The 16,314-nt window shown below is 41.7% G+C and carries 15 protein-coding genes; 8 read left to right on the top strand and 7 right to left on the bottom strand.

What is annotated here, in order from left to right; genetic code table 11:
• Nucleotides 1-98: 98 nt before the first annotated feature.
• Nucleotides 99-749, bottom strand: coding sequence for a TetR/AcrR family transcriptional regulator (locus AC4CUX_RS17860; RefSeq protein ID WP_005401081.1), 651 nt, complete (start codon nt 747-749; stop codon nt 99-101).
• Between the two features lie 246 nt (nt 750-995).
• On the opposite strand from AC4CUX_RS17860, the gene prpB reads away from it, so the two are divergent.
• The 4 genes from prpB (at nt 996) to AC4CUX_RS17840 (ending at nt 4,842) form a co-directional block, all read left to right on the top strand.
• Nucleotides 996-1,880, top strand: coding sequence for a methylisocitrate lyase (gene prpB, locus AC4CUX_RS17855; RefSeq protein WP_004696708.1), 885 nt, complete (start codon nt 996-998; stop codon nt 1,878-1,880).
• 2 nt (nt 1,881-1,882) lie between these two features.
• The gene (gene prpC, locus AC4CUX_RS17850; RefSeq protein ID WP_004696709.1) at nt 1,883-3,019 is read left to right on the top strand and encodes a bifunctional 2-methylcitrate synthase/citrate synthase; all 1,137 of its coding nucleotides are present in this window, start codon (nt 1,883-1,885) and stop codon (nt 3,017-3,019) included.
• 187 nt (nt 3,020-3,206) lie between these two features.
• Entirely contained in the window at nt 3,207-3,668 is a 462-nt protein-coding gene (locus AC4CUX_RS17845; protein ID WP_005401083.1) for a DUF2147 domain-containing protein, read from the top strand.
• A gap of 247 nt (nt 3,669-3,915) precedes the next feature.
• Nucleotides 3,916-4,842 carry an alpha/beta hydrolase gene (locus tag AC4CUX_RS17840; RefSeq protein ID WP_039890408.1) on the top strand — a complete coding sequence of 309 codons (927 nt, stop codon included), beginning with the start codon at nt 3,916-3,918 and terminating at the stop codon, nt 4,840-4,842.
• A gap of 68 nt (nt 4,843-4,910) precedes the next feature.
• Here AC4CUX_RS17840 and AC4CUX_RS17835 read toward each other — a convergent pair whose 3' ends face one another.
• A complete protein-coding gene (locus tag AC4CUX_RS17835; protein WP_201951583.1) occupies nt 4,911-6,548 on the bottom strand; it encodes a long-chain-fatty-acid--CoA ligase in 1,638 nt (545 codons plus the stop codon).
• Nucleotides 6,549-6,659: 111 nt separating this feature from the next.
• Between AC4CUX_RS17835 and AC4CUX_RS17830 the strand changes: the two genes are divergently transcribed.
• Both AC4CUX_RS17830 and AC4CUX_RS17825 read left to right on the top strand, forming a co-directional pair.
• Nucleotides 6,660-7,750 (top strand): IS4-like element ISAba1 family transposase gene (locus tag AC4CUX_RS17830; protein ID WP_155118754.1). Its coding sequence is split into 2 segments (ribosomal slippage): nt 6,660-7,200 and nt 7,200-7,750, totalling 1,092 coding nucleotides; the frame shifts between segments, so codons are not numbered across the junction.
• Nucleotides 7,751-8,340: 590 nt separating this feature from the next.
• Entirely contained in the window at nt 8,341-8,577 is a 237-nt protein-coding gene (locus tag AC4CUX_RS17825; protein WP_005401087.1) for a hypothetical protein, read from the top strand.
• 67 nt (nt 8,578-8,644) lie between these two features.
• On the opposite strand, the gene bioB is transcribed toward AC4CUX_RS17825, so the two are convergent.
• Together bioB and queG are read right to left on the bottom strand one after the other, a co-directional pair.
• The gene (bioB, locus tag AC4CUX_RS17820; RefSeq protein ID WP_004981788.1) at nt 8,645-9,634 is read right to left on the bottom strand and encodes a biotin synthase BioB; all 990 of its coding nucleotides are present in this window, start codon (nt 9,632-9,634) and stop codon (nt 8,645-8,647) included.
• A gap of 301 nt (nt 9,635-9,935) precedes the next feature.
• Entirely contained in the window at nt 9,936-11,030 is a 1,095-nt protein-coding gene (gene queG, locus AC4CUX_RS17815) for a tRNA epoxyqueuosine(34) reductase QueG (protein ID WP_005401088.1), read from the bottom strand.
• Nucleotides 11,031-11,052: 22 nt separating this feature from the next.
• On the opposite strand from queG, the gene AC4CUX_RS17810 reads away from it, so the two are divergent.
• Both AC4CUX_RS17810 and AC4CUX_RS17805 read left to right on the top strand, forming a co-directional pair.
• Nucleotides 11,053-12,522 (top strand): bifunctional ADP-dependent NAD(P)H-hydrate dehydratase/NAD(P)H-hydrate epimerase, encoded by a 1,470-nt coding sequence (locus AC4CUX_RS17810; protein ID WP_005401089.1) that lies wholly within the window; start codon nt 11,053-11,055, stop codon nt 12,520-12,522.
• 36 nt (nt 12,523-12,558) lie between these two features.
• On the top strand, nt 12,559-12,741 hold the full coding sequence (locus AC4CUX_RS17805; protein ID WP_005401090.1) for a hypothetical protein: 183 nt from the start codon (nt 12,559-12,561) through the stop codon (nt 12,739-12,741).
• 66 nt (nt 12,742-12,807) lie between these two features.
• Here AC4CUX_RS17805 and slyD read toward each other — a convergent pair whose 3' ends face one another.
• From slyD to AC4CUX_RS17790, 3 genes are all read right to left on the bottom strand, one after another.
• Nucleotides 12,808-13,290, bottom strand: coding sequence for a peptidylprolyl isomerase (slyD, locus tag AC4CUX_RS17800; RefSeq protein WP_004696728.1), 483 nt, complete (start codon nt 13,288-13,290; stop codon nt 12,808-12,810).
• Nucleotides 13,291-13,429: 139 nt separating this feature from the next.
• Nucleotides 13,430-14,731 carry an NAD(P)/FAD-dependent oxidoreductase gene (locus AC4CUX_RS17795; RefSeq protein WP_039890411.1) on the bottom strand — a complete coding sequence of 434 codons (1,302 nt, stop codon included), beginning with the start codon at nt 14,729-14,731 and terminating at the stop codon, nt 13,430-13,432.
• A 124-nt stretch (nt 14,732-14,855) separates the two neighbouring features.
• Entirely contained in the window at nt 14,856-16,166 is a 1,311-nt protein-coding gene (locus AC4CUX_RS17790; RefSeq protein ID WP_005401092.1) for a D-alanyl-D-alanine carboxypeptidase PBP6B, read from the bottom strand.
• Between the last annotated feature and the right edge of the window lie 148 nt (nt 16,167-16,314).

Genomic DNA, 16,314 nt, shown 5'->3' with positions numbered 1-16,314 from the left:
AAACCGAAATAGGTACAGAACAACAATTAGTTGTTGGTTGGTGAAAAGAAAAAAGAGAGTCGATTAATATACTATATGCAAAGGAAATTGCAAAAAAACTAGACTTTTTGATGACCTGCTAAGAAACGATCTACGCAATAATGAACATATTCTAGATTTTCTTGTTCATTTTCTTCAACATAGATGTTCATAAGCACTCGCCACTCTAACTCACGCACAATCCCAAAAAAAAGCTGTGCAGAATAATTTGGATGTTCACATCGAATAATACCTATTTCATCTGCTTTGGTTAAAACACAAGCCACAGCATCTTCAATATGTTTAGGCCCTTGTTTGTGAATATGAAAGGCCAACTGCGGATTACGTTGTACTTGTTCCATAATGAGTCTTAAAAAAGAGGCATTTTCTGGAAGCACAAGGTGTGTTTGAATATTTAAAATGGTTTGTATTAAATAAACGCGCAAATTGTCCTTAGTGAAATCAAATGGCATACAAATATCTTTAAAAAACAGCTCACGACGGTAGTCGCAAATTGCTGTAAAAAGACCGTCTTTATTTCCAAAATATTTGTAAATCGATGCTTTTGAACCACCCGCATGATTGACAATATCATCAAGTGAAACTGCATCGTAGCCATGTTGCAAAAACAACTCGTTTGCACTTAATAAAAATGCAAGACAGCGTTCATGACCTCGTTTTGTGTGAGGTATGTCACGTGTAAGGGGTTCTAGTTGAACTGAGTCGTGCATATAACTAACAACAGCCTAATAAATGTGGATCTCTAGTTGCTATCATAGCAAGAATATGCACACATTGTTGTTTTGGGGCTTAACTGTTTACCACTAAAGCCCAATGCATGGAAGAAAATTACACAATAAAAACGTGAACCATGGGACTAAAGTTTTAGAGTTTTCATTCTAAAATGTCATAGCCAATTCAGTCATTATGGCTATACTCAAAACTCGAAAATTAAAGTAAATGCCGTGGAAAGGACGATGACAGAACAAAGATCTGCAGGCTTAAGATTTAGACAAGCACTGGAAGTGGAAAAACCATTACAAATTATCGGTACAGTCAATGCTTATGCAGCAATGATGGCGAAACAGGTGGGCTACAAGGCCATCTACCTTTCGGGTGCTGGTGTAGCCAACTACTCTTATGGATTGCCTGACTTAGGCATGACCAGTCTGGATAATGTTTTGGAAGATGTGCGTCGCATTACCGAACGTGTAGACACTCCGTTACTGGTCGATATTGACACCGGTTGGGGTGGGGCATTTAACATTGCCCGTACTGTGAAACAAATGATTGCCGCAGGTGCAGCCGCAGTGCACATCGAAGACCAAGTAGCACAAAAACGTTGCGGCCACCGCCCAAACAAAGAAATCGTCACCCAACAAGAAATGGTTGACCGCGTAAAAGCTGCAGTCGATGCTAAAACCGATGCAAACTTTGTGGTGATGGCACGTACCGATGCCCTACAAAAAGAAGGCCTACAAGCGGTAATTGACCGTGCCTGTGCCTGTGTAGAAGCCGGTGCTGATGCGATCTTTGCTGAAGCAATGACTGACATTACCATGTACAAAACCGTCTGTGATGCAGTCGGCGTCCCAGTATTGGCGAACATCACCGAATTTGGCGATACCCCATACTACACCAAAGAACAACTGGCAGAACAAGGCATCTCGATGGTGCTGTACCCACTGTCACCGACCCGTGCCATGCAAAAGGCAGCACTGGAAGTCATGCATGCCATTCGCAATGACGGTACCCAAGTCAACGTTCTCGACAAAATGCAACAGCGCAAAGAACTCTACGAATTTCTGGATTACCACACCTTTGAAAATACATTAGACAAGCTGTTCAAACAGGAGAATTAAAAATGGCTGAAGGAAAAGTCCTCACAGGCGCAGGATTGCGCGGACAAGTCGCAGGAAAGACAGCACTATCAACCGTAGGCAAAAGCGGGGCAGGCTTAACCTACCGTGGTTATGACGTCCAAGACTTAGCAGAAAACTGCCAGTTTGAAGAAGTGGCTTACCTGATCTTCTTTGGTGAACTACCAACAGCAGCACAGCTCACCGCTTACAAAGCTAAACTCAAATCACTGCGCCAACTGCCACAAGCACTCAAAGAAGTCCTTGAGCGTATACCAGCAGACTCACACCCAATGGATGTGATGCGCACAGGCGTATCGATGCTAGGTAACCTAGAAACAGAACAATCCTTTGCCGAACAGCAAGATGTTGCAGACCGTATTCTCGCAACCCTTCCAGCAATCATTTGCTACTGGTACCGTTTTAGCCATGATGGCGTACGCATTGAAGAAAACACCGATGATGATTCAATCGGTGCTCAATTCCTACACTTACTTCGTGGTGAAAAACCAAATGAACTGCATGAACAAGTGATGAACGTCTCACTGATCCTCTATGCAGAGCATGAATTCAACGCATCGACTTTCACCGCACGTGTATGCGCATCAACCTTATCCGATATGCATTCATGCATCACCGGTGCGATTGGTTCACTGCGTGGTCCATTGCACGGTGGAGCAAATGAAGCAGCGATGGAAATGATTGAAAACTGGACGTCACCTGAAGAAGCTGAGCGAGAAATGCTGGGCAAACTAGAACGTAAAGAAAAGATCATGGGCTTTGGTCATGCAATCTACAAAGACAACGACCCACGTAATGGCATCATCAAAATCTGGTCAGAGCGCTTAGCGAAAGATGTCGGTGACACGGTTCTTTATCCAGTATCAGTACGTTGTGAAGAAGTGATGTGGCGTGAGAAGAAATTATTCTGTAATGCAGACTTCTTCCATGCATCGGCATACCACTTCATGGATATTGCGACCAAACTCTTCACACCCATCTTCGTGATGAGCCGTGTGACGGGTTGGGCAGCGCATGTGATGGAACAACGTGCGGACAACCGTATTATTCGCCCAAGTGCGGACTATACGGGGCCTGAGTTACGTAAAGTGGTGCCAATTGAAGAGCGTTCAGCGGCTTAATATAAAGCTCTGATACATTATAAAAAAAGCCTCTTCGGAGGCTTTTTTTATATGCAATTTTTTGTTGATTTTTCTCACGGGTTAATTCAGATAAATATTTAATTTTAATGAAATAATAGATAATTAAAAGAATAGAATTGCTATAATCGCGACCGTTTATTTCTTCATTTATATTGTAATTTACTTTATGAAACATAAGTTTTTGTGTGTATCAGCACTGTTTTTGGGGTTGTCTCATTCTGCTTTCGCCATGCCATTTGACCCACTTATTGGAACATGGAAAGTGATTGATGATCGGACAGGGTATTATATTTCAGATATTGTGATTCGTAAGAATTCTAAAACATCGCAATATAGCGCAGTGGTGACCAAGTACTATCCTTTGGCTGGAGCGCCTGTGAGTGATGTATGTAGTAAGTGTCAGGGTGGGCTTAAGGATAAACCGATTTTTGGTATGCAAGTGCTGAATGGCTTAATGGGTGATGCAACAGGTCAAAAATTCGCAAAAGGCCAATGGCTGAATCCTCAAGATGGTCGTGTGTATAACATCAATACTGCGCAGTTAAATGCTGGTAAAGATCAGATGAAGGTGCAAGCCTCAGCAAAAGATGCGAAAGGTTTGAGCAGCATGACATGGAAAAAGCTTTAAGTCTTTTGATTGTGTCGATAAAGCCATTGCATTGTCATAGTGCGGTGGCTTTTTTTATGGATAAAAAAGCTGGAAGGGTATTTGCTAGATTTGCTTAATCCGTATAAAAAGGAAAAATCATCTTTCTTAGTGAGCATTCAAATAAAATGTTGTCTATACAATGAAGAGAGATGATTAAGAATTAATTGATAATGATAATTATTATTATGTGTTAAGCTTCAGTATCTCATGGCTGTATATACGAAAAATGACTCATCTTTATAGAAAGATTTTTACTACTCTGCTTTCGCGAATTTTTAGCTCGTTGTTGATCTTGGGTGCTAGCTTAAGTATTTATGCGAAACCTGAAATGAAACCTTTACCTGCCAATATTGCAGAAATCGGCTCGGCTTATTACAGTTTTAAAGTCAAAGAGTTTGCAACTACAGATCCAAATAAAACTTATCGCGTTTGGTTAGGTATTCCAAAGACAGTACAGAAGACGCAGGACGCCTATGCATCGGTCTTTATGCTGGATGGAAACGCTGCGATGTCCCATCTGAATGAAGAAATACTCAAGTCTTTGTATGCAAATGATGCCCCTGTATTGGTTGCCATTGGTTATAAAACCAATTTGCCATTTGCCACAGCTTTTCGTTCACTCGACTATACTCCAGCAGATTTATTAACTGGGAAACCCGCCCAAGATCCAAGAAATCCAGAGCGGATGAGCGGGGGAAGTGCTGATTTTAGAAAAGTGATTTTGAAGGATATCGCCCCTTGGGTTGAGCAAAATGTAAAACTGAATGCGCAAAAAAGAGCGTTATGGGGTCATTCCTATGGCGGGCTTTTCGTGCTTGATAGCTTGCTCGATGGGCGTTATTTCAGCCATTTTTTTGCTGCAAGTCCATCACTTTCTTGGGCAGATGAGCGCATGATGCAAAAAATTAGAGCCGTAAAATTAGTCAAAGAGCCACAAAAACATGTATGGCTGATGGAAGGTGATCTTTTAACACATACTGGAGCACAGCAAAGCGCTAATTTTGATGCAAATGGCATCAATAAAAATAGAGAAATTTTGTCTATATTCGATCAGCAGGGCGTAAAGTCTAAATTTTTAATCTATCCAAATCTAAAGCATGGTGAGGTGTTTAAAGCGTCTTTATTGGATGTGCTTTCAAATAAATTATATTGATGGTATTTAAATTATCCGAACATAAAGAAAAGCCTGACCATATGATCAGGCTTTTATTCTCAACAACGTTAAACAGGATTTTGTTCTAGTAGTACTTGGCCATATTGGGTGCGGAGTTCACGTTTTAGCATTTTACCCGTACCGCTCAGTGGAATGCTATCGACAAAAATCACACGGTCAGGGATCTGCCATTTCGCAATTTTGTCAGTATAGTAGTCTAAGACACCTTGTTCAGTGACTGTGCTATCGGGTTTCTTCACAGCGATGACAATAGGGCGTTCATCCCATTTTGGATGTTCGGCTGCAATAACGGCTGCCATAAGAATGTCTGAATGTCCCATCGCAAGGTTTTCAAGTTCAACCGATGAAATCCACTCACCACCAGACTTAATCAAATCTTTAGAACGGTCACTGATGTATAAGAAGCCGTCTTCATCTAAGGTTGCAATATCACCTGTGTCAAACCAGCCATCGGTCGTGAGTGCGGATTCATCTTTACCAAAGTAACTGTCAATAATCCAGTGCCCTTTAATTTGTAGATTTCCAATCTGCTCACCATCGCGGGCAATTTCATGGTTGCCTTTTTCTTCATCGGTAAGACGTAAATCCACGCCAAAAGGTGGACGGCCTTGAGAAAGACGTAGCTTGAAACGCTCTTGTTCAGAGAGCTGTTGATGTTTGGCTTTAAGTTGGTTGGCAGAACCGAGTGGACTCGTTTCGGTCATACCCCATGCATGAATGGTGTCGCAGTTATAGTCATTTTTAAAGGCCGCTAACATGGATGGTGGACATGCAGAACCACCAACAACGTTACGGTTCATACTTGTCAATTGACTACCTAATTGTTTTGCTGCTAACAGTAAACCTTGCCAAATGGTGGGTACACCCAAAGCCACAGTGACTTTATAGGTATCAATCATGTTTACTAAACTTGGCCCATCTAAGCCTGGCCCTGGCAATACAACGGTACAACCGACCATAGCTGCTGCATAAGGTGTACCCCAAGCATTAACATGGAACATGGGCACTACAGGCAACATAATGTCATTTGCAGACAGATTGAGAGAATCGGGTAGGCTGATGGCAAAACTATGCAAAATGGTGGAGCGGTGGCTATATAGCACGCCTTTTGGATTTCCAGTTGTGCCCGAGGTATAGCACAAAGAGCTTGCAGTTTGCTCATCAAAACTTGGCCATGTGAATTGTTCAGACTCTTTGCTGACCAAGTCATCATAAAATTTTACATCGGCAATTTTCTCTGTAATAGCGTCATCTGCGGCATCTAAGCAAATAAAGTGCTCTACATGGGCTAAATGTGCTTTTACCGCAGCAATTAGTGGTGCAAAGGTTTTATCAAATAACACCACACGGTCTTGGGCATCATTGATAATAAAAATCAGTTGTTCTGGAAATAAACGTGGGTTGATGGTATGGCAAATATAGCCACTGCCAGAGATCGCATACCAAGATTCTAGGTGACGATGATTGTTCCATGCGATGGTCGCCACGCGGTCACTTTGCGAAAGTCCTAAATCTTTGAGTACATTGGCAAATCGCTTAGAGTTGGCTGCGACTTTGGCCCAGTTGGTTTCAGTGATACTGCCGTCTGTATTTTTAGAAATAATGGCTGTATCCGCATGGTAGCGTTCTGCGTGATCAATAAGATTGCTAATTAATAGCGGTTGAAACATCATACGTCCAAGCATGTATAAATATCCTTATCGTTGCTTTTTTATCAAACTCTTTCTCTGTACACGACAAAAATAGATAACTCATTGAAATAATGTCATAATAATTGTTTTCTAACGACGAATACTATGACACATCTCAATGAGTTATATCTTATCTTAAACAAATCTCTAAAATGGAACAAGTCACATTTAAAGTGCTTTGCGCTCATCATGCTTGTGATTATTTTAAAGCAAACATGTAATCTTTCTTCTGCATCTAAAGCCTTGCCCATCAAGTGCTTACCACAATCATTTTATCGACGTATGCAGCGCTTCTTTGCAGGTCAGTATTTTGATTATCGTCAAATTTCTCAGTTGATTTTCAATATGTTTTCATTCGACCAAGTGCAACTGACTTTAGATAGAACCAATTGGAAATGGGGAAAACGAAATATTAATATCCTGATGCTCGCAATCGTTTATCGTGGAATAGCGATACCTATCCTTTGGACATTGCTTAATAAACGTGGAAATTCAGATACGAAAGAGCGCATTGCTTTGATTCAACGCTTTATAGCCATTTTTGGTAAAGACCGTATTGTGAATGTGTTCGCAGACAGAGAGTTTATCGGTGAGCAGTGGTTTACATGGTTAATTGAACAAGACATCAACTTCTGCATTCGTGTTAAAAAAACTTCATTGTCACCAATCATTTAGGAAAGAATCATAAAATTAGTGATTTATTTCGCCATCTTAAAGTTGGTCAAATTGAATGTCGTAAACGACGGATTTTGGTTGGTCGGGTGAAACTATATATAAGTGCACTACAGTTAGAAAATGGAGAGCTTTTACTCGTCGTTTCTCCTCAGTTTAATGCCAATGCTATTCAGGATTATGCATTACGCTGGGAAATTGAAACCTTATTCAGTTGTCTCAAAGGACGCGGGTTTAATCTTGAAAATACGCGCTTGACAGACCCTAGACGAGTGAAAAAATTGATTGCGGTGTTAGCTATAAGCTTCTGTTGGTGTTACTTAACGGGTGAATGGCAACATGATCAAAAAAAAGTGATAAAAATAAAGAAGCATGGACGACTCTCAATGAGTTTATTTCGCTATGGTTTAGACTATGTTCAAATGGCGATTCAGCGTTTAATTGGTTTTGGGAAAAAAGAAGAGTTTAAGGAAATTTTGGCAATTTTAAGAAGGCAGAACCCTGATAGGATAAGGGTTCTGTGAAATTTGTCGTGTACAGAGAAACTCTTTATTGGTTGCTCGAAACATCTGTTTTGAGCATTGATTGTATTTTTATCCTAGCTTGATCCAAATTTAAATCAAGCATTCTTTCAATCTCAGCCGCATTTTTAAAAGCGATGTAATTTAGAACCACAAGTAAATGAAAAGCATCATTTAAAAAAGTAAATGACCATTTATCACTTTATGCTGTTATTCGACAAAAGGCACTTGAAATTTATAAAAAGTATGTTTAAAACTGTGTATAGCTCATGATATATGAGTTGTGGGTATTTCAGGAAGATATACCTATTTTAAGAAGCGAATTTTTAAAAAATCATTTACAGGAGTTAAAAATGCTTCAGTTGTTTAAAAAATTATTTTGCATCCACGTTTATGAATATGAACAAATGACTGAAATAGGGGAGCATATGGAATGCCGAAAGTGCGGTGATTCTAAAACCGACTAATCATCTTAAGGAAAAGTGAGCGTAGGCTCACTTTTTAATGCCTGTATTTTTTTATGGCTTAGTTCGACTGAATTGACGCAGAACGGCTTACAATAGCCGAATAACAGTGTTTAGCGTATACAGAAGATGACTAAAAATTTTCAAGCACAGACTTATATTGTCGATGATAATCTGAGTGATACCTTAAGCTGGCTGTGTCAGCATCAAGAGTGTTTTGATTCTTTTCACTATGACGCGATTCGCCAAACGTTAACCATACGCCATGCCAATGGTGAAGATGAGATCTTCCAAGGCGATTATCTGAATGCCAGTTATGGTATTTTAATTACTGCGCATAATTTTGCTCAGTCATCTGAAGGTTAAATAGATAGACATTAAAAAAGCCCCATACTGAATAAGGAGCTTTTTTATGCTTAGTAAATCTTGGGAATTAGCTTGCCATGGCATCTAGGCTAAGGTCTGCCACCGTTGGTTTTGGCTTTTCTGCTACTAAACCTAATTTGGTGAACAGTTGACGGTCCTTACCTTCGCCTGCATTTGGTGTGGTCAGTAGTTTCTCACCTGAGAACAACGAATTTGCACCCGCCATAAATGCAAGTGCTTGGTCTGAGTCAGAAAGTGCTTCACGACCTGCAGATAGGCGGATATAGCTGTGCGGCATGATAATGCGCGCAACTGCAATGGTACGAATCCATTCCGTCACATCGAGTTTTTCAACATCTGCCAGTGGCGTGCCTTCAATTGGAACCAACATGTTGATTGGCACAGATTCTGGGTGAATTGGCATCGTTGCAAGCTCTTGCAATAAACCAATACGGTCTTCTTTCTTTTCACCTAGACCAACGATACCACCGCTACACACTTTCATGCCTGCTTGACGGACATATTCTAAGGTATTTAAACGGTCGTCAAAGGTACGTGTACTAATAATATGTGAATAATACTCGCGTGAAGTGTCGAGGTTATGGTTGTAATAATCTAAACCTGCATCTTTTAAACGCCCAGCTTGAGACTCATTCAGCATCCCTAAAGTCATGCAAGTCTCTAAACCAAGTGCTTTCACCTCTTTAACCATTTCTAGTACATAAGGCATGTCACGTTCATGTGGGTTACGCCAAGCTGCGCCCATACAAAAACGAGATGAGCCTGAAGCTAAAGCTTCTTTGGCTTCTGAAATCACTTTGTCTACAGCAATTCGCTTTTCGGCTTCAAGTTTTGAGTCATAACGTGCTGACTGAGAACAGTACTTACAGTCTTCAGGACATTTACCTGTTTTAATCGACAATAAAGTACTGACTTGAATGGTGTTGGCTTGGAAATGTTGGCGATGTACGGTCTGCGCTTGAAAGACGAGATCAAGAAAAGGCTGATCATACAAAGCTTCGATTTCTTCACGCGTCCAATCATTGCGTAGGTTCATAATGGCGATCCATTTTTAATTCTAACTTGTATACATCATACATTTAACGTGCCAACTTAAAAGGCATTATTGCTCAGTTTTAATAGTATCTCCCGATTATGTTTTTAATTTTATCTTTTTATGAGATTGTAAAAATAGTTGCAAAGTTGAGCGTTTTTTCGGAAATTTGGCCGCAAAATTCTATTTATTTGGATTTTGAGTTACACTGAAAATGCAGCTAAATAGATAAAATAAATAAAATTATGCAAGTAAATGGCTATTTGATTGAACTTTGATTGATTGAGTCTGTTTGAAGCACATTTTAGTGCCTTTTCATCAGTTGCTCTTGGATGGCCCAGTCAATATGGACTTGCACAATATCGTTAAGCTCTGGGCGAGAAGCTTGTAATTGCTGCAATATTTCATCTGAGAAAGGTGCATTACCTAGACCAATCGCGACATTACGCATAAAGCTTTGGTAGCCTGTACGACGTAGGGGACTCCCTTCTGTATTTGCCATAAAGGTGTTTTCATCCCATTGCCAAAGGTCAATCAGTTGAATGTCATCCAAGCCATGACGCGGGTTAAAATCATCAATTGGTGTAGTTTTGGCAAAGCTATTCCACGGGCAAATGAGCTGGCAGTCATCGCAACCAAACACATGGTTACCAATACCGCGGCGTAGTTCTTCAGGAATAATGCCTTGAAACTCAATAGTTAAATAGGCAATGCATTTACGCGCATCTAATAAATAAGGCTCAACAATCGCTTGGGTCGGGCAAATATCAATACAAGCGCTACATGAACCACAGTGTTTGGTGGTGGCTTGGTCAAAAGGTAGCTCTAAAGAGGTAAAGAGCTCACCCAAAACAAAAAATGAGCCTGATGTTTTATGAATGAGTAAGGTGTGTTTACCGACCCATCCCATCCCTGCATTTTCAGCCAATGATTTTTCAAAAATGGGTGCTGAGTCTGCAAATGGGCGAGATTCAAAATCGCCAACTTTGGCTTTGATTTTCTGAGAAAGGGTCTTTAAACGCCCACGCATGACTTTGTGATAGTCACGTCCGCGTGCATAACGCGCAATGATGGCGCTATTTGGTGCAAAAGGCACAAGACGTGGTTCAGGAACGGCTACCAAATAATCCATACGCACACAAATAATACTTTTGGTGCCCGGAACAAGCAGTGTTGGATCTGCGCGTTTTTCTAAGTTTTCAGCAAGAAAATGCATGTCACCATGATAACCAAGTTCTAAATATTTTTTAAAACGCGGCAATTCAACTTGAGCATCTGGTTTGGCGATGACACAATCAGAAAATCCTAAAGCCAGTGCTTCAGCTTTAATCCAAGCCTTAAGCTGCTCTGGATCATATTGATCTACAGGGATTTTTGAGGAAGATGTGGATGTTGTCATAACCAAGAACAAAGGAAAAATCATGCATCAGCAAGTGTACCACAGCAGTGAGATTCAAGCATGGGAAGGGCGTTGGTTCGCGCAGCAAAACAGTGCTTATGGGTTGATGCAACAAGTCGCATGGTCAACAACTGAACAGATGCTGCCTAGGCTTAAACAGCAGCAGGTCAAAAGCGTTGCGGTGTGTTGTGGTCAAGGCAACAATGCAGGTGACGGTTACTTGATTGCATCGTATCTAGCCGCGCAAGGTTATGACGTTGAAATTTATGCAGCTGCTTTGGGAGAGTCTGTATCACTGCAACAAGCACATGCAGCGGCCGTGCAAAAGGGAATAATGATTCATACAGGATTTGCTTTTCAACGTCCTTATGATGCGTATATTGATGCTTTGTTTGGCATTGGGTTAAACCGTGAGCTCAGTTCAGACTGGCAGGCAGTAATTCAGCAGATCAATAGACAAACAGGTTTAAAAATTGCCGTTGATATTCCGAGTGGTTTGCAGGCCAACACGGGGCAAGCTTTACCTTGTGCTGTTGTCGCCGATTATACCTTTACGGCTCTGGGCTTAAAGGCGGGTTTATTTACTGGGCAGGGTAAAGCTTATGCAGGAGTCGTTGAGCTAATTTCGCTACTTCCTGTAGAAAGTGCTTTAAAACCTTTAGCTTCACTTGCTCCACAGCATGTGCAGCTTGTACCGCGTCAAGCCTTTGGACATAAAGGAAGCTATGGGCACGTACTGGTGATTGGGGGACATGCACAGATGGGCGGTGCGGTGATGTTAGCCGCAGAAGCTGCCTTTCATGCGGGTGCTGGCAAGGTGACCGTGGTATGTGATGCAAAACACCATACTGCAATTTTAGCTCGTGCACCCAATATTATGCTGCGTGATATTAACCAAATGTCGCTCCAAGAGCGTGAAGCGTTGGTGGTACATGTGGATGCAGTCAGTTTTGGTATGGGACTGGGAAGAGATGCATGGGCTCAGCAGCAGTTTGATGCATGGTTTCCACTCATTCAGACCAGTGCTTTGCAGGTGGTATTGGATGCGGATGCTTTATGGTTTTTGGCTGAGAAGCCAGTAAAGCTTGGTAAACAGGTGTACGCAACACCGCATCCTGGGGAGGCCGCGACTTTACTCGGTATCAGTACTTCAGCGGTGGAGTCCGACCGTATTGCAGCTATTTATGCTTTACAAAAAAAATATGCAGGACAATGGGTGCTGAAAGGTTCGGGAAGCTTGATTTTAGATACGCAACTTTGGATTTGTACCGCAGGTAATCCAGGGATGGGGACAGGTGGAATGGGTGATGTATTGGCAGGCATGATTGCCAGTTTAAAAGCACAGTTGCAAGATGACATTACGTTACATCAAATTGTGACCTTGCATGCCCAAGCAGGTGACCTTTTGGCTCAGCAAGGTGAACGTGGTTTACAAGCGCAGCAAATGAGTCAGGCTATTTATACGGTCGTGAACCGAGAGTATACAGTATGAAAGCAGTAAAACTGACCATATCGGGAAAAGTTCAGGGTGTTCGATATCGACGCTGGTTTGCACAATATGCTGTTGCTTTTGGGGGATTATGGTGTGGTTGCCGAACTGGTAAATCTTGCTAAAGTCGGATCAACTCATGCGGTAGTCACGGATGTGGTCATCGTAGAACTGGCTTCAGAACAGCAAAGATTTACAGATTTTCAAATACGTCGCGAATGAGCAAGTATGCAAAAATAAAAAAAAGGGCGAAAGTTAAACTTTCGCCCTTTTCTAAGATGTTAAATCTTAGTGGTGGTGACCACCAGCACCGTGCGCATGGCCGTGCTGTAATTCTTCTTCAGTTGCATCGCGGATTTCTACGATTTCAACTTCGAAAGTTAAGTCTTGACCAGCAAGTGGGAAGTTCGCATCAACAATTACGTTTTCGCCTTCAACTGCTTTTACAGTTACGATTTGAACGCCATCATCAGTTTGAGCTTGGAACTGCATACCCGCTTGGATGTTGTCTACGCCTTGGAACATTTGCGCTGGAACTTCTTGAACGAGTTCAGGGTTGTATTCGCCATAACCTTCAGCAGCAGGAACAGTAACAGTGAATTTTTCACCTACAGTTTTGCCTAGCAATGCATTTTCTAAACCAGGGATGATGTTACCTGCGCCGTGCAAATATGCAAGTGGTTCACCTTGTGATTGGTCTAGCGTTTCGCCTTCAGCGTTAGTCAATTTGTAGTTGAAAGAAACCACGTGATCATTTGCGATAGCAGTCATGTTTTTCGTCCATTCATTTAGAATTTAAGGGGTATATCATAAAGTGAAAAGCAGCTTTTGTAGACTAAATTTAGCAAAAAAACTGCATTTTCCACGTTCTTATGGCGTTTTTTTATTAGTGGGGACGCATTTTAAGATTTCAATGCAATTTTATTTTCGGACCGACTTTTTTATTCATCAGGTCTTTTGCGGTCATCAGCCCAGCTTGGGTATAGCCATGTAAGGTGGCCTGATGGAGTCGATATAAAGAAACATACATGGTTTTTGCCAGCACGCCTTGCACATTGACTTGGCCCAGGAGTTCGCCCACAGCTTTGTATTGACTGAGGGAAACCAAAGAGCCTTTGTCAGAAAATTTAAACATCGGCAAAGACTGACCACGAATGCGCGCTTTGAGCGCTCGAAGCAAAAAGGCTGCTTGTTGGCTGGCCACTTGAGCACGTGGGCCAAGGACTGGTTCATCGGCCGCGGGCTGGCAGTGAGCACAATCGCCAAAGGCAAAAATGTTGGGGTCGGAACGGGTTTGCAAAGTTGCATAGACTTTAAGACGTCCAATCGCATCTTTTTTAAAGCCTTCAAGCGCATTTAAAACGACAGGCGCTTTGATGCCTGCCGCCCAAACTTTTAGATCGGCATCGATTTGTGAGCCGTCAGCAAAATAGACATGGTCTTTATCTAACTTGGCAACACGGTGATGGGTGAGGACTTCAACGCCAAGTTTTTCCAATTGGGTAAGTGTGTGATTTGCCATTTTGGTGGATAGGGCGGGAAGAATACGATCCGCTGCTTCAATCAAGGTCACTTTGACTTTGTTTGGGTCAATTTTATTGAGACCGTATTTAAAAAAGGTACTTTTCGCATGGACCAATTCGGCTGCAAGCTCGACTCCTGTGGCACCTGCACCAATAATCGCAATATTGAGTGCGCGTGTTTCTGGACGGTTTTGTGCATCTAAATACAAATGTAGAAGGTCTTGTTGGAAAATTTCAGCTTGCTGGCGACTGTCGAGGAAGTGGCAGTAATGTTTAGCGCCTTCGGTCGCAAAGTCGTTAGAGGTCGAGCCGACTGCAAGGACTAAGGTATCGTAGTTGAGTTCAAACTGCGTGGTTTCAGTGCTTTGTTTGGCATATTGGCGTGCTTCAAGTTTTACTTGTTTATGTTCTTGATCTAAGCCGACAAAACGACCCAAAACAAACTCATAATGATGTTTAGAAGCATGTGCAAAATAATTGATTTCTTCAACACTTGGGTTGAGTGTACCTGCCGCAATTTCGTGGAGTAAGGGTTTCCAGATGTGGGTGAGGTTTTGATCGACGAGGGTGATTTTAACCCATTTGGATTTTGCAAAGCTGTCACCGAGTTGCGTTGCTAACTCTAGACCACCAGCACCACCGCCAATAATAACAATATGGTGTGGCACTTGTTCTGTTTGTACAGCCATATGAAGCAACCTATTTATTATTAAAAAAAGAAGATGACATTGAATATGCCATCTTCTTGATTTATTGATAATTAGATTGTCTTACAAGTTACATAAAGTATAAAACTCGGGATACTGCTCGAACTTAACCGAGTGTATAGGTTTTTACTTTAGGTTCATCGCTTGATAAAAATGGAAACAAGCTTTTGAACCAAAACATTAGACGCTGGAAAATATTGGCTTCTTCAATTTGTACATCTTCTTCAATGGTGAATGTTTGAATGAGCTGATTGTTTTGATAGACCTGCACTTTCGCCAGTTGCATCACTTCAGCCAGCGGAGCGGTCAGCTTGTTTTGCAACACTTCAATATTGAAATGCGTTTTTGTGGACTCTAATGGATCAATGCGTTGAATGGTGCCATTGCCTGTATTGAGCATAATGCGTTGGTTGGTCTGGTCAAAGGCATGTAAGTCAATGGCATATGGTTGATCGTACAGTGATGTAGTCACAATTTTCGGTTGCTTACTTTCCACTTTAAACATTTTCAATGTCGATTTGACGACAGGTAGTTCAGCGATAATTTGCTTATCTTTTAGTGCAACTTCGTTACGAGTATAGGTATAAGACAAATTCATAAGGTTATGTGCAACTTCAGCACGCTTTGTTGCACTTTCTGTACCTAAAACGATGACCACCAAACGACGGTTTGGATTATCGGGGTTCATGGTCGGGCGGTTTGCTGTCAGCGCTAAATTGTATCCCGCTGCTTTGGTATAACCTGTTTTTAAGCCATCTACTGTCGGGTCTTGTTTTAACAGAACATTGGTTGCACGGTGAAAGCGTTGGTTGTAGCTAAAACTTTGCTGTTTTGAATAGTATAAATAGTCTGGCGTTTCATTCACCAAGGCTTGGCCTAGTAGCGCTAAATCATGTGCGGTTGAATAGTGCTCTGGCATGGTGATACCCGCAGGGTTTTGAAAATGCGTTTCAGTCATTCCCAGCGCTTTGGCTTCTTGGTTCATTCGTGCAACAAAGTTTGGAATATCACCTGAGATGCGTTCCGCTAAAGTCACTGCTGCGTCATTGGCAGACATGACCACTAAACCCGCTAGAAGCTGATCCACAGAAATCTGTTCGCCTTGTTTTAAGTACATTTGGGACTCATCCCACATCACCGTACTGACCACAGGTGTTGCGGTAAGAATTTCGCTCTTATTGAGCTTCCCTGCATTGATTTCTTTGAGTGCAATATAAGCCACCATCATTTTGGTGAGCGAAGCGGGTGCACGTTGAACATGACTATTATGCTCTGCAATGACTTGCCCCGATTGGCTGTCAAAAACTGTCCAAGCTTGAGCTTCAACTGTTTCAGGAACAATGTTTAGCAATGCCGCTTGAGTGAAACTTGAACATAAGGCGAAGAGTGTAGCGATGAAGTAGATGACAGCTTTCAATGAAATTCCCTAACCAAGCCATTCCGTGACTTTTAAACCTAAAACAGCTGCAAATGCTATGCCTTTTTTTCCTCAATGACCAGTCAAAAATGCAGACAAATGTGACTGTGACGCAAAACTGGCGTAAATAATGCTAAGCTAAGTTATA

Source organism: Acinetobacter sp. 231_lipA, from assembly GCF_058243005.1.
This window is presented reverse-complemented; position numbering and strand designations above follow the sequence as displayed.